Consider the following 18178-nt stretch of genomic DNA (forward strand, 5'->3'; position numbering starts at 1 on the left):
CTCGGCCGTGGATACGCCCAGGACCAACACAGATTTCGGCAAGCAGGCAATCCAGCAGATCTTGGACGTCAACAAAGCGATCGACTCGCTCAAGACGCAGATCGAGAAGAGCCGTGCCTCGTACCACAACGTCGACCAGGCCGGCGCCGACTCGCTCAAGAAACTCAACGGGAAGTCATGAAGCGCATCCTCATCGCCACCCTGATCGGGCTGTCGGCGCTCACTGCAGCCTGCACTGGCACGACTGGGAACCCCACTCCGGCCCCTACCACGGGCGGCGGCACGCCGACGAGCGACAGCAACGCGTCGTCACGACTGAAGTCGATCAAGCCGTGCGACCTGCTCACCGGCTCTGACGCAACTGGCCTCGGCCTCGAGCTCCCTGGTGAGGCGGAGAAGGTCGCGACCTCCGACGGTTGTTCATGGAAGGTCACCGGGAATGGACGGCTTCGTGCCGGTATCCGCACCGAATCCGGCATCAAGGACCTGAACTTGCAAGGCGACAAGGTCTCTGAGATCAAGGTCGGCAAGTACGACGCGACCAAGGTCGAGGCACCGGACGGAGCCAAGTCACAGTGCACCATCGTGATCGGAGTTACTGAGAAGTCGTCCGTTGCGGTCATCGCGACCTTGAACCTCTCCTCAGAAGACACCGCAGCCGCGTGCCAGCGCGCGTCCAAGGCTGCCGATCTGATCGCCCCGAAGCTGCCGTAACAACGCCCGTGGCGGGAATCTCATGGCGCCCGTCAAGCCCGCAGTTCCAACGCCGAACGCGAACTACGCAGGCCAACGGCATGAACACATGAAGTCCATGGTCGCCGAGAACTACGTTCCTGACACCGCCACCACTGTCAGTGAGGTGTGGAAGGCAATCGGCAACACGTTCAAGGAGCTAGCGACCGACTTCAACATCCCGATCATCGTCGTCGCGGCGATCGCCTTCATGTCGTCGTTGGGTACCAAGTCCCTGTGGCTCTCCATCTTCGGGGACACCGTGGACGATCGCGTGGTGACCGAGCGCTCGTCTCACACGCCTCGTCGATCGCCGACCTACTACTGGAACGAGTTGAGTTGCGGTCCACTTCGGATCACCTACCAACCCGGCCCCGGCTATTCGACCAAGCCGGTTGGCGAGCGGATTGACCTCGCGGACTACGCGGAGCCAGGCACGATCGTGGCGCACACGCGGTCACGCGCGAGGCGGCGGTTCCTCAAGCGCGTGACCGCGTGCCCTCCCCGAGGCAAGAACATACGGCCATTCGGCCGCAACGTGACAGAACGTCACGTAATTGGCCACAATTTGTCAACTCTGCCGAGCACTCCGCCATCCTCGGGCTACCAGACAGCGCAGTGAGACCCCGCGCTGTCGTCGTCCAGCCCGTTTGCCCTCGTTCGGCGCATTGACAATACGCAATTCACAGCACCTTACCCTATTCCGATCTGGAACGACTATTGTGCCTGCTATCTGCAGCCAAGGCATGGGAAATACGTGTCCACCAACCCTCTGACCAGCACAAACGCGAAGCTATAGATTCAATGACAGAAAGTGGACAAGACAATGTCAACTCCGACGTCGACGAAAGGAAGCGATTCTCCGAAGCCACGCGGCGACGTGGTGTGCTTCCCCTGCGCAGCCGCGCACCGCGACGAGGAGTTCACGGGCGTCGCCATTCGCGAGTGCCGAGTGGAAGTGTCCGGCAACGCCGGAGTGGAGTCGCGGGAAGCGGTGCGACGCAGCGGGCTGTCGGCGTTGGCCGTGGTGCTGTTCGCCGGCAGCGCGTTGCTGCTCGGGTTGTGGCGGCTGGCCGGGGGCAGCGGCGCGGGCGGGGTGCGGTTCGGGCTCGGGCTGCGCGTGCGGCGGGGCTTGCCGCTCGGGCCGTTCGGGCTCGGGTGGGTGGTGGGCGCGAGCGGGCTGTTCTTCGCGCTCTTCAGGTTCAGCGGCGTGATGTGCAGGCCCAGGTACTACGACGGGTGCGAGCCGGGGAGCGGCGACGGCGGCATCGCGATCACCGCCGTGTTGGTCGCCGGAGGAACGAGCAGGGAAAGCCCATGAGCGAACGGAACTTCAAGATCAGCGGGCGCTCCAGAGGCGGGGACGTCCACATCGGACACATCAAGGACGTCAGTGCGGTGCTGCGGCTCCTCGACGAGTTGCGTGAGGACCTCAACGACGCCCAGGCGCCTACGTCGACCATCGAGGTGGTCGACGACCTGCGGGTCGAGGCGCGCAAACCCAAGCCCGGCAGGGACGTTGTCGAGCACCTGATGGAGAAGCTGGCCGACCGCGGGCTCGGTGAGCAGGTGAAGGAGCTGCAGAAGGCCTTTGACGTGCTCTTCTAGACTTTGCGGGCGGTCGCGAACCTGGGGCGGCCCGCCAGGTCGGTGTGGTCAGCAACGTCCGTGAGCACGCGGCGGGCCGACAGGAGTGCTGGGACGGACTCGCCCTGCGTGTCGTCGTGTTCGATGCCGACGGAGCCGCCCGGTTTGAGCCAGCGGGCCGCGGCGGACACCACGTGCCGGATCACGTCCAGGCCGTCGGTGCCGGAGAACACCGCGTGGTGCGGATCGTGCACGCCCACCTCGGGCTGCACGGGAGTTCCCTCTGGCACGTAAGGGGGATTGCAGACCACGAGGTCGACCTGACCGTCCAGATCGGACAGCAGGGACGGGTCGGTGGCGTCGCCCGAGTGCAGGCGGATCGGGGTGTCTCCGGCTGCCGCGCGCGCGTCCGCGTTGCGGCGGGTCCACGCGAGGGCTTGCGGGTCGATCTCGACCGCGTGCACCACCGCGTCCGGGCGGGCATGCGCGATCGACAGGGCCAGTGCGCCCGTGCCGGTGCACAGGTCGACCACCACGGGCGAGGTGACGCCCACGAGTGCCTTCAGGCCCCACTCCATCAGCAGTTCGGTCTCCGGCCGGGGGACGAACACGCCTGGGCCGACCTCGACCGTGATGGCGCCCATGGGGGCCCAGCCGAGGATGTGCTGCAACGGAATGCGCGAGGCCCGGAGGCGGACCAGCTTGTGCAGCTGGTCGATCACCGGTGGATCGACCAGCGGGATGAGCGGCAGCCGTCCGCGTTCCACGCCGAGCACGTGCGCGGCCAGGTACTCCGCGTCGACGCGTGGGCTGTCCACGCCGGCCTCGGCGAGGATCTTGGCCGCCTCGGAGATGGCGAGGCGGAGCGGCTGCCGGTTCATCATCAGCGAGAAGGTATCTCAGAAGTTGATCATGTGCCCGGCCAGGCCGTGCACCGCTTCCTTGACGGCCTCGGAGAGGGTCGGGTGCGCGTGGACGTTGCGCGCGACCTCGTGGACGGTGAGGTCCCACTGCTGCGCCAGCGTGAGCTCGGGCAGGAGTTCGGTGGCCTCGGGGCCGATGATGTGGCCGCCGAGCAGCTCGCCGTGCGTCTTGTCGCTGATCAGCTTCACGAAGCCGCCGGGCTCGGCCAGGCCGTGCGCCTTGCCGTTCGCGGTGAACGGGAACTTCGCGACCTGGACGTCGAAGCCCTTCTCGCGGGCCTGCGCCTCGGTGTAGCCGAACGACGCGATCTGCGGCTGGCAGAACGTCGCCCGCGGGATCATCACGTAGTCGAGCTCCATCGTCTCGGCACCCGCGATGGTCTCCGCGGCGATGATGCCCATCGACTCGGCGGTGTGCGCGAGCATCAGCTTCGCGGTGACGTCACCGATGGCGAAGATGTGCGGCACGGAGGTGCGGCCGCGGCCGTCGATGTCGATCGCGCCGCGCTCGGTCAGCTTCACGCCGGTGTTCTCCAGGCCGTAGCCCTCGACGCGCGGCACGAAACCGATGGCCTGCATGACCTTGTCGGCTTCCAGGACTTCCTGGGCGCCGTTCTTCGTCACGGTGACGCGGACCTTGGGGCCGGACTCGTCGATCGACTCCACGCGGGTGCCGACGCGCACGTCGATGCCCAGCTTCTTGTAGCGCTTGAGCAGCTCGGCGGAGATCTCTTCGTCTTCAAGGGGCACCATGCGGTCGAGGAACTCGACGATGGTGACCTTCACGCCGTAGTTGTGCATGACGTAGGCGAACTCGACGCCGATCGCGCCAGCGCCGGCGATGATGATCGACTCCGGCAGCTCCTCGGTCATGATCTGCTCTTCGTAGGTCACGACGCGGTCGGACTTCTGCGTGTTCGGCAGCATCCTGGTCGTCGCGCCCACCGCGATGATCGCGTGGCCGAACGTGATCGTCTCGCCGTTCACGGTCAGCGTGTGGTCGTCGGTGAAGTTGGCCCACCCGTTGTACTCGGTGATGCCGTTCTTCTTCATGAGGAAGTGCACGCCCTTGACGCGCCCGTCCGCGACCTTGCGGCTGCGCTGCCACGCAGCGCTGTAGTCGAAGCTGACGGTGCCGTCGACCTTGATGCCGAACGTCTTCTGCTCGTGCGTGAAGATGTGCGCGAGCTCGGCGTTGCGCAGGAGAGCCTTCGACGGGATGCAGCCCACGTTCAGGCAGACGCCGCCCCAGTACTTCTCCTCGACAACGGCGGTCTTCAGCCCGAGCTGAGCCGCCCGGATCGCGGCGACGTACCCGCCGGGACCCGCACCCACGACGACGACATCAAAGTGTGCGCTCATAAGCACACACCCTAGGTCCCGAGCTGCTCCCGCAAGAACTCAACCGTCCGTTTCCAGGCGTTCGCCTGGGCGTGCGCTGTGGCGTGCGGAACACCACCACCCGAGAAGGTGACACCGGGCCCCGGATAGGTCACGTCGGTCGCCGGACGGTGCGGCGGGCCCGCGATCAGGTGTCCTGCCTCGGGATACACGACGTGCTCGTACGGGAACGGGTGCTCGTGGTCCTTCAACCGGCGCATCGCGACCTCGCTCAGCTCGACGCACGGCCACCCGTCGTCGTGTCCGGACGAGATGAGCAACACACCGCCGACGATGTTCTCGACGCGGATCTCGGTGTCCTCGGGGATGCCGTCGGACGTGTCGAACGCGAGCCGCAACGGCACGGGTTCGCCGTTGACGATCTTCGCCCGCAGCTCCTCGCTCACGTAGTACGGCAGGTACGGCAGCGGCTCACCCTTGTAGGTCCAGGACGCCGCCTCGTACGAGAGCTTCTGCAGCAGGTTGGCGCCCGGCCCGATGCCCTGGGTCACGACGCCGCTGCCGACCACGCTGACAACAGCCCTGACCTGTGGATACATCGAACCCACCAGCAACGCCAGCTCACCGCCGCGCGAGCCGCCGACGATGCCGATCTCGCCGGACCGTTCGGCCAGGTAGTCGATCGCGGTGCCGAAGTACTCGAGCGGGATGTCCACGAGGTGCTCCGGCAGGCCCTTCATCCCGAAGTAGCCGAGCGCGAACGTCACGAACCCGTGCGCGGCCAGGAGCGCCGCGTCGGTCTCGTGCAAACCGCCCTCAGAGCCACCGAGCACGATCACGCCCGGCAGGTCGCCTCCGTCGTCCTCAGGGGCGAACAGAGTGCCCACCAGACCGTTCTCGCGGACCTCCAGCCGCTCGACGCCCTCGGGCACGGTCAGCCGCCGCAACGCGATCTCACCGGCACCCTCGACCGACAGGCACATCGGCCCCGGCTTGCCGCCGGTGCGTTCGAGCGACCAGAACAGGCCCATCGGATCGACACCGTGATAGGTGCCCTCACGAGGGGCGTGCCGGGTGAGGTCCACGACGCCGCGCTCGTCGGCGATGAAGACACCGTGGGACGCACGGTCTCCTGTGGACAGTTGAACGACGACCTCGTCGCCGGGCGGAAGGCCCACGACGATGATGTCGACCGGTTGGTCGAGGGGTGCGGTCTGCGGATTCACCAGGATCTCGGCCACAACGCGCCCCTCTCACGTCGGTTTACCCGCCTGCGAGCCGTTCTGCCCGGTCGGCGGCGGCCAGCGCGTCCACCACCGCGTCCAGGTCACCGTCGAGCACCTGGTCCAGGTTATGCGCTTTGTACCCAACCCGGTGATCGGAAATTCGTGATTCGGGGAAGTTGTAGGTGCGCACCCGCTCCGACCGGTCGACCGTCCGAATCTGGGTACGACGGGCGTCCGACTGCTCCTGCGCCTTCTGCTCCTCGGCCAGGGCCGCGAGCCGGGACTGCAGGACCTGCATGGCGCGCGCCTTGTTCTGCAGCTGGCTGCGCTCGTTCTGGCAGGAGACGACGATGCCGGTCGGCAGGTGCGTGATGCGCACGGCGGAGTCGGTGGTGTTGACCGACTGCCCGCCCTTGCCGGACGAGCGGTAGACGTCGATGCGCAGGTCGTTCTCGTTGATCTCGACCTCGGCGGTTTCCTCGGTCTCGGGGAACACGAGGACACCGGCCGCGGACGTGTGGATGCGCCCCTGCGACTCCGTGACGGGCACGCGCTGCACGCGGTGCACGCCGCCCTCCCACTTCAGCCGGCTCCAGACACCGTCCGGTGTCGGGCTCTTGGCCTTGATGGAGACCGTGACGTCCTTGAACCCGCCCAGGTCGGAGTCGGTGCCGTCGAGCATCTCGACCTTCCAGCCCTGACGCTCGGCGTAGCGCGTGTACATGCGCAGCAGGTCGCCCGCGAACAGCGCGGACTCCTCGCCGCCCTCACCGGACTTGATCTCCAGCAGCACGTCGTCACCGTCGTGCGGGTCGCGCGGCAGCAGGAGCTCGGTGAGCTTCTCCTCCAGCGCGGGGAGCTGCTCCTCGAGCTGCTTGGCCTCCTCGGCGAACGCCGGATCCTCGCTCGCGAGCTCCTTCGCGGCCTCGAGGTCGCTGCGGACCTGCTCGATCTCGCGAGCCGTCTTCACGATCGGGCCGAGCTCGGCGTACCGCTTGCCGAGCTTGCGGGCGCCGGCCTGGTCAGCGTGCACGCTGGGGTCGGCGAGCTTCTTCTCGAGCTCGTCGTACTCGGCGAGCAGGCTGTCCAGCGACTGCGACACTTGAGGACTCCCTAGTGGTGGTCGTACAGACGGCAACGGCGCCTGACCTCGGCTCGTTTGCCGAGGTCAGGCGCCGTGAACGCAGCTACTTGTTGCGCTTGCCGTAACGCGCCTCGAAGCGCGCGACGCGGCCACCGGTGTCCAGGATCTTCTGCTTGCCCGTGTAGAACGGGTGGCAGTTCGAGCAGACCTCGACGTGCACGGAGCCGGAGGTCTTGGTGCTCCGGGTGGTGAAGGTGTTGCCGCAGCCGCAGGTGACCTCGGTGGTCACGTACTCCGGGTGGATTCCAGTCTTCAAGATCTTGTCCCTTTCAAGGATGGCCGCCGGGTCCCTGTTGCTGATGACGGGTGAACCGGAGCCGGACTCGACCGCTTAGTTTGCCAGACCCTTCAACACGTGCAAAAACGCGGTTGTTCCCCGCGCTTCCGGGTGTCGGAAGTCACAACCGTTCAACCTCCGTGATACGCCGTTCGGCGCAAGGTGCGCCCGTTCGGCCACATACGGCTCCGTGTTGTTGGAGAGCTTCCATCAGACTGTGTGCCGTGTTCTGCACCGCCGAACGGCCGATGAGCCCGCGTCTGTGGGTGGCTGTGCCGTTCCTGTTCTCCGCCGCCGTGTTCGGCCTGATGGGGTCGGCCGGGCTGATCACCGCTTCCTGGACGACCGTGCCGTTGTCGCCGGTGGTGTCCGGTGCCGGAGTGGCGGTGGCTGCTGCGGTGTCCGGTGGGGTGCGGTGGCGCCGCTCCTGGCAGCGGACCTGGGTGCGCTGGCCGTATCTGGCGTCGGTGCTGGCCTTCGGAGTGCTGGTGGGCGCGGTGGAGGTGCCCGCGCTGGTCACGGCCGTGGTGGGCCTGCCGGTGCTGCTGGGCCTGGTGTTCCAGTGCCTGGTGCAGAACGACGAGAGCGCGCCTGCCTCGGACTGCCGCTGAAGCCCACATGGCTCCGGCATTCGAGTGAACGAACACGAAAAGACCCCCGCTGACCAGCAGCGGGGGTCTTTTCACGTGAAACTCACGCGGGCGATCAGTCCTGCTCGGCGCCCGGCGTCGTCTTCGCCACCTGCATCAGGAACTCGATGTTGGTGCGCGACTTGCGCAGCCGGTCGAGCAGCAGGTCGATGGCCTGCTGACCGTCCAGAGCGTGCAGCACGCGGCGGAGCTTGTGCGTGACCGCCATCTCGTCCGGCGAGAGCAGCAGCTCTTCCTTGCGGGTACCGGACGAGTCGACGTCCACGGCCGGGAACGTCCGCTTGTCGGCGATCTTCCGGTCCAGCTTGAGCTCGGCGTTGCCCGTGCCCTTGAACTCCTCGAAGATGACCGAGTCACCGGCGGAGCCGGTCTCGACCAGCGCCGTCGCGATGACGGTCAGCGAGCCGCCGCCCTCGATGTTGCGGGCCGCGCCGAGGAAGCGCTTCGGCGGGTACAGCGCCGTCGAGTCGACACCACCGGACAGGATGCGGCCGGAAGCCGGGGCTGCCAGGTTGTAGGCGCGGCCCAGACGCGTGATCGAGTCCAACAGCACCACGACGTCGTGACCCATCTCCACCAGCCTCTTCGCGCGCTCGATGGCGAGCTCGGAGATGGTGGTGTGGTCCGACGGCGGGCGGTCGAAGGTCGAGGCGATGACCTCGCCCTTCACCGAGCGCTGCATGTCGGTGACCTCTTCCGGACGCTCGTCGACGAGGACGACCATCAGGTGGCACTCGGGGTTGTTCTTGGTGATCGCGTTGGCGATCGCCTGCAGCACCGAGGTCTTGCCGGCCTTCGGCGGCGACACGATCAGGGCGCGCTGGCCCTTGCCGATCGGCATCACCAGGTCGATGACGCGGGTGGTGAGGATGTGCGGCTCGGTCTCCAGGCGCAGGCGCTCGTTCGGGTAGAGCGGCGTCAGCTTGGTGAAGTCCGGGCGGTTGCGCGCCTCTTCCGGGTCCAGGCCGTTGATCTTGTCGACGCGGACCAGCGGGTTGAACTTCTGGCGCTGCTGCTCGCCCTCGCGCGGCTGGCGGACGGCACCGGTGATGGCGTCGCCGCGGCGCAGGCCGTACTTGCGGACGAGCGAGAGCGACACGTAGACGTCGTTCGAGCCGGCCAGGTAGCCCGACGTGCGGACGAACGCGTAGTTCTCCAGCACGTCCAGGATGCCCGCGACCGGGAGCAGGACGTCGTCCTCGCGCACCTCGGTCTCGCGGTCACCGCGCTCGCCACCCTCGCCACGGCCACCGCGGCGACGACGGTCGCGGAACCGGCCACGACGGCCGCCTTCCTCGTCGCCGTCCTGCTGCTGGCCGCCCTGGCGGTCGCGGTCGCGGTTGCGGTCACGGCCGCCGCGGTCGCCGCGGTCACCGCGGTCCTGGCGGTCGCCGCGGTCGCCGCGGTCCTGGCGGTCGCCGCGCTCCTGGCGGTCACCGCGGTCCGAACGCTCCTGGCGGTCACCGGAACGCTCGGCGCGCTCCGGACGCTCGGCGCGCTGCTCGGACTGCTGGCCCTCGCCGGCCTCGGCATTGCCGCCACCACGGCCGGAGCGACGGCGGCGGTTGCCTCGGCGGCCACCGTCCTCCGACGGCGCGCCGGTCTCGGCGGGTGCGGCAGCGGGAGCAGCGGCGGCAGCGGGCTGCTCCGCTACCTCGAGCTGCTGCTGAACAGGCTTTTCGGCGGCCGCGGGCTTCTCGGCTGCGGGAGCCTTCGCTGCTTTCGCGGGCTTCTCCGCCTTGGCAGGGGCGCCGGAGCCCTGCTTCTCCTTGATGGCCGCGATCAGGTCGCCCTTGCGCAGGCCAGCGGTTCCGGTGATGCCCATTTGGCCCGCGAGCTCACGCAGCTCCGCGAGCACCATGCCGGACAGACCCGCGCGGCGGCGCGGCGTCGTGCCGTTCGAAGGGGTGGACAGAGCGGTCTCCTCGGCTCCAGAACCAGAAGCAGCTGCGACGTCGCTGCTCAGCAAATCGGTGTTGCTCACACATGTCCTTCCTGACCAGGCCCCGCCTCCTACGCGGCCCAGCGGACCCGTCTTCCCGCTTCAACTGGGGAACGACGGTCAGTCCGATGCAGACGGAAGCACACACCGCTTCCGGCAAGCACGGGACTTTTCTCAGGTCACACGGCGATCGGGTGCCTCTTTTGCGTCCGCCCCGCCCGCACGGCACAGAGCCGGAACACAAAAGGATTGCGACCCGGAACGAGTGTCCGGGCGCGACACCGGCGCCCGTGCGCGCGGTGACTGATCGCCCCCGAGGGTAGACGCCGGTCTCCCCGCATGCAACAACCGGGGTCGCGCGTGTCAGTCCAATGGACGAACGCGCACGCCAGCCGTGTCGACGTCGAGTCTCCGCACGTCGAAGCCGGTCACGTCGACCTCGGCCGGCAGGTCGCCGAACGCGATCACGGTGGGTCCCGCTCCGGACACGCAGGCGGGAACACCGAGCTTGCGAAGATCGTTGATCACCCGGACGGTGTCGGGCCACGCGGGCTCGCGGTAGTTCTGGTGGAGGCGATCCTCAGTCGCGGCAAGGAGAACGGACGGATCCGACGTCAGCGCGTGCACCGCCAGGGCAGCCCGTCCCGCGGCGTGCGCGGCGTCGGCGTGCGGCACTTCGGCCGGAAGCAGGCCGCGCGTCGTCTTGGTGGACGACTCCTGGGACGGGATCAGCACGACCGGGCGCACCCGTGCGTCGGGCTCCATCCGGACCGCGCGGAATCGCTCTCCTTCGGACCACGCAACGACAACACCGCCGTACAGAGAGGCAGCGGCGTTGTCCGCGTGACCTTCGAACTCGGCAGCGATTTGCAACGCGTCCGTGTCCAACTCGCGACCCGTCAGGGTGAATCCGGCTGCGACACCCGCCACGATCGCTGCGGCCGACGAGCCCAGTCCACGTGCGTGCGGAATGACGTTGCGGCACTTCAGGGCGAGCCCGCCGGGGTAGCCGGCGGCGCGGACGGCCCGCACGACGAGATGCGACTCGTCGAGCGGGACGTCACCTGATCCGGCGCCTTCGACCGTGATCGAGAGACCGTCGGCGACGGCGACCTCGATCTCGTCGTACAACCCGAGCGCCATGCCCAGCGCGTCGAACCCCGAACCGAGGTTCGCGGTCGACGCCGGGACGGAAACCAGAAACCTCACGCGAGCTCCAGCGCGTGCGCGACCGCGCCGGGGTCGACCGGGACCGGCTCGACCTCGGTGACACCGAGCAGCGCGGTGTCCGGGTCCTTGAGACCGTGACCGGTGACCGTGCACACAACAGTCGACCCCTTGGGCAGCCGGCCGTCCTCCGCCGTCTTCAGCAGACCGGCGATGGACGCCGCCGACGCGGGCTCCACGAAGATGCCCTCGCTGCCCGCGAGCAACCGGTACGCCGCCAGGATCTGGTCGTCGGTGACGGAGTCGATCAGGCCGCCGGACTCGTCGCGGGCCGTGACGGCACCGGTCCACGACGCCGGGCTGCCGACGCGGATCGCGGTCGCGATGGTCTCCGGGTTCGCCACCGGCACACCGCTGACCAGCGGCGCCGCGCCCGCCGCCTGGAAGCCGAACATCTTGGGCAGGCCCTGCTCGTACGCTAGGTAGCCCTGCCAGTACGCGGTGATGTTGCCCGCGTTGCCGACCGGCAGGCAGTGGAAGTCCGGCGCCTGCCCGAGCACGTCGCAGATCTCCCACGCCGCGGTCCGCTGACCGATCAACCGCACCGGGTTGACGGAGTTCACCAGCGTGACCGGGTACTCGGCCGCCGTCTTGGACGCGAGCTCCAGGCAGTCGTCGAAGTTGCCGTCGATCTGCAGGATCTTCGCGCCGTGCATCACGGCCTGCGCGAGCTTGCCCATCGCGATCTTGCCGCTGGGCACCAGCACGGCGGCGGTCAGGCCCGCCTTGGCCGCGTAGGCCGCGGCGGAGGCCGACGTGTTGCCGGTGGAGGCGCAGATGACCGCCTTGATGCCGGACGCGAGGGCGTACGTCATCGCGACCGTCATGCCGCGGTCCTTGAACGAGCCGGTCGGGTTCGCGCCCTCGACCTTCACGTACACCTCGGAGCCGGCGACCTCGGAGAGCCGCTTGGCGTGCACCAGCGGCGTGCCGCCCTCGTGCAGCGTGACGATCTCCGCGCCCTCGGGGATCTCGATCCGGTCGCGGTACGCGTGGATGAGCCCTGGCCAGCCCGGCTTCACAGCGGCGCTCATTCTTCGCCCTCCACCCTCATCACACTCACGACCTCCCGCACCACCGGGAGACCGCCGATCTTGTCCACAGTGGACCGCAGCGCGGCGTCGGTCGCCGCGTGCGTGACGATCACCAGGCTGGCGTCCTCGGTACGGCCTTCCTGGCGCACCGCGGCGATGCTGACGTCGTGCTCGGCGAACACCGCGGCGACCTGCGAGAGGACACCGGGCTTGTCCGCCACGTCGAGGCTGATGTGGTAGCGCGTGGGCGTGTTTCCCATGGGCTGCACGGGAAGCGCGGCGTAGGCCGACTCGCGCGGACCACGTCCACTCGCGACCTTGTTGCGCGCCACGGCGACCAGGTCGCCGAGCACCGCGCTCGCCGTCGGGGCGCCACCGGCACCCTGCCCGTAGAACATCATCTCGCCCGCCGCGTCGGCCTCGACGAACACGGCGTTGAACGCACCGTTGACCGAAGCCAGCGGATGCGTCCTCGGGATCATGGCCGGGTGGACGCGCACGGCGACGGACTCCTGGCCGGACGGGGACACCACGCGCTCGCAGATCGCGAGCAGCTTCACCGTGCGGCCGAGGCCCTTCGCCGCCGCGATGTCCGCCGCGGACACCGAACGGATGCCCTCGCGGTAGACGTCCGCCGCCGTCACTCGCGTGTGGAACGCAAGGGACGCAAGGATCGCGGCCTTCGACGCGGCATCGAACCCGTCGACGTCCGCGGTCGGGTCGGCCTCCGCGTAACCGAGCCGCGAGGCCTCCTCGAGCGTCTCGCCGTAGCCCGCGCCCGTGGCGTCCATCGCGGACAGGATGAAGTTCGTCGTGCCGTTCACGATGCCCATGACGCGCGTGATCCGGTCTCCCGCAAGGGATTCCCGCAACGGGCGCAGCAACGGGATGGCACCGGCGACGGCGGCCTCGAAGTAGAGGTCCGCACCGGACGAGTCGGCGGCCTCGAACAGGTCCGAGCCGTGCTCGGCGAGCAGCGCCTTGTTCGCGGTGACGACGGACTTGCCCGCCTTCAACGCCTCCAGCAGCAGCCCGCGCGTCGGCTCGATGCCGCCGATCACCTCGACGACCACGTCCACGTCGTCCGCCGACACCAAAGCGGCGGCGTCCGTGGTGAGCAGGTGCTCCGGCACCTCTCGGTGTTTGTTCGGCCTGCGCACGGCGATGCCCGCGAGCTCAACCGGCGCGCCGATGCGCTGGGTGAGGTCCTCGGCCTGGTCCGTCAGCAGCCGGACTACCTCCGTGCCCACCGTGCCGCAACCCAGCAAGGCGACCCGAATCGGTTTCACGGCTCTCATACCTCCAGACGGAACAGATCGTCCTCGGTCTCCCGGCGCAGCAGCAGCCGCGCCTCTCCACCGGACACCGCGGCGAACGCGGGCCGTGGAAGTCGGTTGTACCCGCTCGCCATCGAGTAGCAGTAGGCCCCCGTCGCAGCGATCGCCACGAGGTCGCCCGGCGCGAGGTCGTCCGGCAGCCAGCAGTCGCGCACCACGATGTCGCCGGACTCGCAGTGCTTGCCCACGACCCGGCACAGCACGGCCCGCGACTCGGGCTCCGCGGCACGTGAGACCAGCTTGCAGTCGTAGACCGCGTCGTAGAGCGCCGTGCGGATGTTGTCGCTCATGCCGCCGTCGACGCTGACGTACCGGCGCCGCGCGCCACCGTCGAGCTCGACGTCCTTGATCGTGCCGACCTCGTACACGGTGACCGTGCCGGGGCCGACGATCGCACGGCCCGGCTCCACCGCGATGCGAGGCATCTCCAGGCCGTTGTGCTCGCACTCCTTCTGCACGATGTTGTGCAGCTGCCGCGCGAGCTCGGCGGGCGGGGGCGGGTCGTCGTCCGGCGTGTAGGCGATGCCGAGGCCACCGCCGAGGTCGACGACGGTCAGCGACTCGATCTCGCCGTGCTCCTTGCGAATGTCCGCGAGCAACCCGATGACGCGCCGCGCGGCGACCTCGAAGCCGGACGCGTCGAAGATCTGCGAACCGATGTGGCTGTGCAGGCCGACGAGCTTGAGACCGCTCGCCTTGAGCACGCGGCGCACCGCCTCGGCCGCGTCGCCGGAGGACAGCGAGAAACCGAACTTCTGGTCCTCGTGCGCGGTCGCGATGAACTCGTGGGTGTGCGCCTCGACGCCGACCGTCACGCGGATCAGCACCGGCTGCACCACGCCGCGTTCGCGCGCGATCTGGTCGAGGCGGGCGATCTCGTGGTACGAGTCGAGCACGATGCCGCCGACGCCGGCCTCGACGGCCGCGATCAGCTCGGGAACGCTCTTGTTGTTGCCGTGCAACGCGATGCGCTCAGCGGGGAAGTTCGCCCTGAGAGCGATCGCGAGCTCGCCACCACTGCTGACGTCGATCGAGAGGCCCTCTTCGGCCACCCACTTCGCGATCTGCACGCTCAGGAACGCCTTCGAGGCGTAGTGCACGAGCGTCGGGTCGCCGAACGCCTCCGCGTGCTCGCGGCAGCGTGCGCGGAAGTCCTGCTCGTCCATCACGAACAGCGGGGTGCCGTACTGCTCGGCGAGCGCGCGCACGTCCACGCCCGCCAGCTCCACGACGCCGGAGTCGTTGCGCTTGGCGTTGCGCGGCCACACGTTCGGGTGCAGGTGGTCGAGCTGTTCCGCGGTCGAAGGGCGGTCTCCGGCGGTGTTGCCGGGGACGAGGACGTCGGCGTGCCGGGGTCCGGCCGGGTGCGCGCGCATCACATGCGCTCCGGGGCGGTCACGCCGAGCAGGCCGAGGCCCGCGGCGAAGACCCGCCTGGTCGCGTTGACGAGCTGAAGCCTGACCTGGTGCAACGGAGTCGTCTCCTCATCACCGCGTGGAAGCACGCGGCAGTCCTGCTGGAAGCGGTGGTACGTGCCCGCGAGCTCTTCTAGGTAGCGAGCCACGCGGTGGGGTTCCCGCAGTTCGGCGGCGGTGGCCACCACGCGCGGGAACTCGCCGATCGTGCGGATGAGGTCGCCCTCGCGCTCGTGGGTGAGCAGCGCGAAGTCCCCACCTGGGGTGATGCCGAGGTCGGCGGCGTTGCGGAGGATCGACGACGTGCGCGCGTGGGCGTACTGCACGTAGTAGACCGGGTTGTCGTTGCTGTGCTTGCGCAGCAGGTCGAGGTCGATGTCGAGGCTGGAGTCGACCGACGAGCGGATCATGGCGTACCGCGCCGCGTCCACGCCGACCGCGTCGACCAGGTCCTCCATCGTGATGACGGTGCCGGCGCGCTTGCTCATCCGCACCGGCTGGCCGCCGCTGACGAGGTTCACGAGCTGGCCGATCAGCACCTCGACGCTGTCCGGGTCGCCGCCCAGCACCGCCGCGGCCGCCTTGAGACGTGCGGTGTAGCCGTGGTGGTCGGCGCCGAGCATGTAGATGAACCGGTCGAAGCCGCGGCTCTGCTTGTCCGCGAGGTAGGCGATGTCACCGGCGATGTAGGCCGGGTTGCCGTCGCCCTTGATGACGACCCTGTCCTTGTCGTCGCCGTAGTCGGTGGACCGCAGCCACCAGGCGCCGTCCTTCTCGTACAGCGAGCCGTTGGCCTTGAGCTTCGCCACGGTGTCGGCGACCGCGCCGCTCTGGTGCAGCGAGAGCTCGGAGAAGAAGACGTCGAAGTGGGTGCCGAAGTCGTCCAGGCTGCGCTTGATCTCGTCGATCATCAGCTCGAGGCCGACGCGGCGCACGGTCGCGGGGTCGCCGAGCGCGCCCGGCTCGCGGCGCAGCACCTCGGCCGCGATCTCGCCGACGTACGTGCCCGCGTAGCCGTCCTCCGGCACGGGCTCGCCCTTCGCGGCGGCGATCAGCGACCCGACGAACCTGTCGATCTGCGCGCCCGCGTCGTTGATGTAGTACTCGCGCGTGATCTCGGCGCCGCGGGCCTGCAGCACGCGGCCGATCGCGTCGCCGACGGCCGCCCAGCGCGCACCACCCAGGTGGATGGGGCCGGTCGGGTTCGCGGAGACGAACTCCAGGTTGATCTTCTGGCCGGCGAGCTCGCTGCCGGTGCCGTAGCCGTCCTTGAGCGCGTCCTCGACGATGGCGCCCTGGGCCTCGGTGGCGATGGTGAGGTTCAGAAAGCCCGGTCCGGCCACGTCGGCCTTGGCGATGGCGGGCTGTTCGGCGAGGGCGTCGGCGAGCCACGTGGCGAAGTCGCGCGGTGCGACGCCGACCTTCTTGGCGAGCTGGAGCGCGATGTTCGTGGCGTAGTCGCCGTGCTCGGGGTTCCTGGGTCGCTCGACGGTCACCTGCTCGGGGAGCGCGGTGGTGTCCAGACGTCGGTCGGCCAGCAACCGGGCAACCGCGGTCCAGACGAGATCGGCGAGCGCTTCAGGGGTCACGACGCATGAGTCTAGAGAAGCGTTGTCGCAGGTCTCGACCGGGTTACCGGGTCTCGGAGGGTGAGACGGCAAGTGTTAACGCCCACGTGGTATCGCTACGCGCTGACAGTGATCAGACACGAAGTCCCTACACTGGCGCCGGTTGACCAGGACGACATCTGAGGCGGACATGGTAAGCGGCAAGAAGACGAAGGCCACACGCAGCAGCGTGGCGGCCGCGCGTTCCTCCGTGGTGGCGAGCAAGCCGAAGCCGTGGGGCACGATCATCGCGGTGATCGCCGTGCTCGGCCTGGCCGGCGGCGTGTTCGGGTATGCGTACTCGCAGATCCACGCGAACAACGTCAAAGAGGCCGCCCTGGCCAAGTGGAAGCCCTCCGACACGAACAAGGACCCGTCGACGCAGCTCGCGGGCATCGTGATCAAGGACTACAAGGGCTCCCGCCACGTCGAGCCGACCCAGCGCGTCGCCTACGACCAGACCCCCGCCTTCGGCGGCCCGCACGACTCGCAGTGGGCCGACTGCACGGGTGTCGTCTACGACAAGGCCGTCCGCACCGAGAACATGGTCCACGGTCTCGAGCACGGCGCCGTCTGGATCGCGTACAACCCCGACCAGATCAAGGACGACGCGCTCAACAAGCTCAAGGCCAAGGCCGAGGGCCAGCCGTACACGATGCTGTCGCCGTTCCCCGGCCTCGACAAGCCGATCTCGCTGCAGTCGTGGGGCCACCAGCTGAAGCTGGACAGCGCCGACGACGAGCGCATCGACCAGTTCATCTCCTCGCTGCGCCGCAACCCGAACACCTACCCCGAGGTCGGCGCGTCCTGCGAGAACTCGCAGTTCCTGGCCAACCCGGCGCCGTTCGTGGCCGAGAAGCCGGGCGCCGACGCGGTGCCGATGGACGGCGGCAAGGACGAGTCCAAGACCGAAGGTCAGCAGCCGGACATGAGCACGCCTCCGTCGTCGGGCTCCGCCTCGACGCCGCCGTCCAGCTGATGACCTCACCGGAAGAGACCGAGACCGGGCGTCCCTCCGGGGTCGCCCGGACCCTCGTCATCACCGCGGCCGTCCTCGCCGTGCTCCTGCTGGGCGCGGCGATCGGCCTGCTCGTGAAGCTCCCCGGCTCGACGACGTCCGCGGCACCGGCCTCCGGTTCCGTGGACGTCGGCTTCTGCCAGGACATGGCGGTGCACCACCTGCAGGGCATCCAGATGGCCAACATCGCCCGCGACCGCACCACCGACCCGGACGTCCGGCAGCTCGCCTTCGACATCGCCTCCACCCAGCTCGAACAGGTGGGGCGGATGAAGGGCTGGCTGATGATGTGGAACGAGCACGAGCAGTCGCCCAACGGCGTCTACATGGCGTGGATGAACGACGCGGGCATCCACGGCCACGGCGCCACGACCGCCGAACCGGGCAAGCCGCTCATGCCCGGCATGGCCACCACCGAGGAGCTCACGAAGCTGCGCGGGCTCTCCGGCCGCGACCTCGAGGTGTACTTCCTGCAGCTGATGATCCGTCACCACACGGGTGGCGCGCCGATGGCCGAGTTCGCGGCCCAGCGGGCGGGGCAGCCGTTCGTTCGGACGCTCGCCGACAACATGCTGAAGTCGCAGACCGCGGAGCTCGACGTCATGAAGGACCTGCTGGCGAAGCGCGGAGCCGCCCCGCTGCCGTAGCCAGGTCGTGCTCGATGAAGGGCTCCTTCCTCCACTGAACTGGTCCCGGAAAGTTGGACTGGCTAAGTAAA

At 68.6% G+C, this 18178-nt stretch carries 18 protein-coding genes; 7 read left to right on the top strand and 11 right to left on the bottom strand.

Annotated elements, in window-relative coordinates; genetic code table 11:
* The first annotated feature begins 177 nt into the window (after window positions 1-177).
* From IEZ09_RS26200 to IEZ09_RS26215, 4 genes are all read left to right on the top strand, one after another.
* On the top strand, window positions 178-714 hold the full coding sequence (locus tag IEZ09_RS26200) for a DUF3558 domain-containing protein (protein WP_189256414.1): 537 nt from the start codon (window positions 178-180) through the stop codon (window positions 712-714).
* A gap of 88 nt (window positions 715-802) precedes the next feature.
* On the top strand, window positions 803-1354 hold the full coding sequence (locus tag IEZ09_RS26205; protein ID WP_189256415.1) for a hypothetical protein: 552 nt from the start codon (window positions 803-805) through the stop codon (window positions 1352-1354).
* Window positions 1355-1558: 204 nt separating this feature from the next.
* The gene (locus IEZ09_RS26210; protein ID WP_189256416.1) at window positions 1559-2053 is read left to right on the top strand and encodes a hypothetical protein; all 495 of its coding nucleotides are present in this window, start codon (window positions 1559-1561) and stop codon (window positions 2051-2053) included.
* Entirely contained in the window at window positions 2050-2340 is a 291-nt protein-coding gene (locus IEZ09_RS26215) for a hypothetical protein (protein ID WP_189256417.1), read from the top strand. Before IEZ09_RS26210 ends, IEZ09_RS26215 begins: the two co-directional genes overlap by 4 nt.
* On the opposite strand, the gene prmC is transcribed toward IEZ09_RS26215, so the two are convergent.
* The 5 genes from prmC to rpmE form a co-directional block, all read right to left on the bottom strand.
* Entirely contained in the window at window positions 2337-3200 is an 864-nt protein-coding gene (gene prmC, locus IEZ09_RS26220; protein ID WP_189256436.1) for a peptide chain release factor N(5)-glutamine methyltransferase, read from the bottom strand. The two genes, IEZ09_RS26215 and prmC, sit on opposite strands and share 4 nt — an antisense overlap.
* 18 nt (window positions 3201-3218) lie before the next feature.
* Window positions 3219-4604, bottom strand: a complete 1386-nt coding sequence (gene lpdA, locus IEZ09_RS26225) for a dihydrolipoyl dehydrogenase (RefSeq protein WP_189256418.1) — start codon at window positions 4602-4604, stop codon at window positions 3219-3221.
* Between the two features lie 11 nt (window positions 4605-4615).
* Complete coding sequence (locus IEZ09_RS26230) at window positions 4616-5824, bottom strand: acyl-CoA thioester hydrolase/BAAT C-terminal domain-containing protein (protein WP_189256419.1); 1209 nt, start codon at window positions 5822-5824, stop codon at window positions 4616-4618.
* Between the two features lie 22 nt (window positions 5825-5846).
* Entirely contained in the window at window positions 5847-6911 is a 1065-nt protein-coding gene (gene prfA, locus IEZ09_RS26235) for a peptide chain release factor 1 (protein ID WP_189256420.1), read from the bottom strand.
* 85 nt (window positions 6912-6996) lie between these two features.
* Complete coding sequence (rpmE, locus tag IEZ09_RS26240) at window positions 6997-7209, bottom strand: 50S ribosomal protein L31 (RefSeq protein ID WP_030472471.1); 213 nt, start codon at window positions 7207-7209, stop codon at window positions 6997-6999.
* A 245-nt stretch (window positions 7210-7454) separates the two neighbouring features.
* Between rpmE and IEZ09_RS26245 the strand changes: the two genes are divergently transcribed.
* Window positions 7455-7841 (top strand): hypothetical protein, encoded by a 387-nt coding sequence (locus IEZ09_RS26245; RefSeq protein ID WP_189256421.1) that lies wholly within the window; start codon window positions 7455-7457, stop codon window positions 7839-7841.
* A 94-nt stretch (window positions 7842-7935) separates the two neighbouring features.
* Here IEZ09_RS26245 and rho read toward each other — a convergent pair whose 3' ends face one another.
* From rho to argS, 6 genes are all read right to left on the bottom strand, one after another.
* Complete coding sequence (gene rho, locus IEZ09_RS26250) at window positions 7936-9864, bottom strand: transcription termination factor Rho (protein ID WP_189256422.1); 1929 nt, start codon at window positions 9862-9864, stop codon at window positions 7936-7938.
* Between the two features lie 321 nt (window positions 9865-10185).
* On the bottom strand, window positions 10186-11031 hold the full coding sequence (gene thrB, locus IEZ09_RS26255) for a homoserine kinase (RefSeq protein WP_229812969.1): 846 nt from the start codon (window positions 11029-11031) through the stop codon (window positions 10186-10188).
* A complete protein-coding gene (thrC, locus tag IEZ09_RS26260) occupies window positions 11028-12083 on the bottom strand; it encodes a threonine synthase (protein WP_189256424.1) in 1056 nt (351 codons plus the stop codon). Before thrC ends, thrB begins: the two co-directional genes overlap by 4 nt.
* Complete coding sequence (locus IEZ09_RS26265) at window positions 12080-13381, bottom strand: homoserine dehydrogenase (RefSeq protein ID WP_189256425.1); 1302 nt, start codon at window positions 13379-13381, stop codon at window positions 12080-12082. Before IEZ09_RS26265 ends, thrC begins: the two co-directional genes overlap by 4 nt.
* Complete coding sequence (lysA, locus tag IEZ09_RS26270) at window positions 13378-14796, bottom strand: diaminopimelate decarboxylase (protein WP_189256426.1); 1419 nt, start codon at window positions 14794-14796, stop codon at window positions 13378-13380. The genes IEZ09_RS26265 and lysA overlap by 4 nt, the downstream gene beginning before the upstream one ends.
* Entirely contained in the window at window positions 14796-16424 is a 1629-nt protein-coding gene (gene argS, locus IEZ09_RS26275) for an arginine--tRNA ligase (protein WP_189256427.1), read from the bottom strand. Before argS ends, lysA begins: the two co-directional genes overlap by 1 nt.
* Before the next feature lie 169 nt (window positions 16425-16593).
* Here argS and IEZ09_RS26280 point away from each other — a divergent pair, with 169 nt between their 5' ends.
* Together IEZ09_RS26280 and IEZ09_RS26285 are read left to right on the top strand one after the other, a co-directional pair.
* Window positions 16594-17421 carry a thioredoxin-like domain-containing protein gene (locus IEZ09_RS26280; RefSeq protein ID WP_189256437.1) on the top strand — a complete coding sequence of 276 codons (828 nt, stop codon included), beginning with the start codon at window positions 16594-16596 and terminating at the stop codon, window positions 17419-17421.
* Window positions 17421-18107, top strand: a complete 687-nt coding sequence (locus IEZ09_RS26285; RefSeq protein WP_189256428.1) for a DUF305 domain-containing protein — start codon at window positions 17421-17423, stop codon at window positions 18105-18107. Before IEZ09_RS26280 ends, IEZ09_RS26285 begins: the two co-directional genes overlap by 1 nt.
* Window positions 18108-18178 lie beyond the last annotated feature (71 nt).

The organism is Lentzea flava, assembly GCF_014648475.1.
Classification (GTDB): Bacteria; Actinomycetota; Actinomycetes; order Mycobacteriales; family Pseudonocardiaceae; genus Lentzea; species Lentzea flava.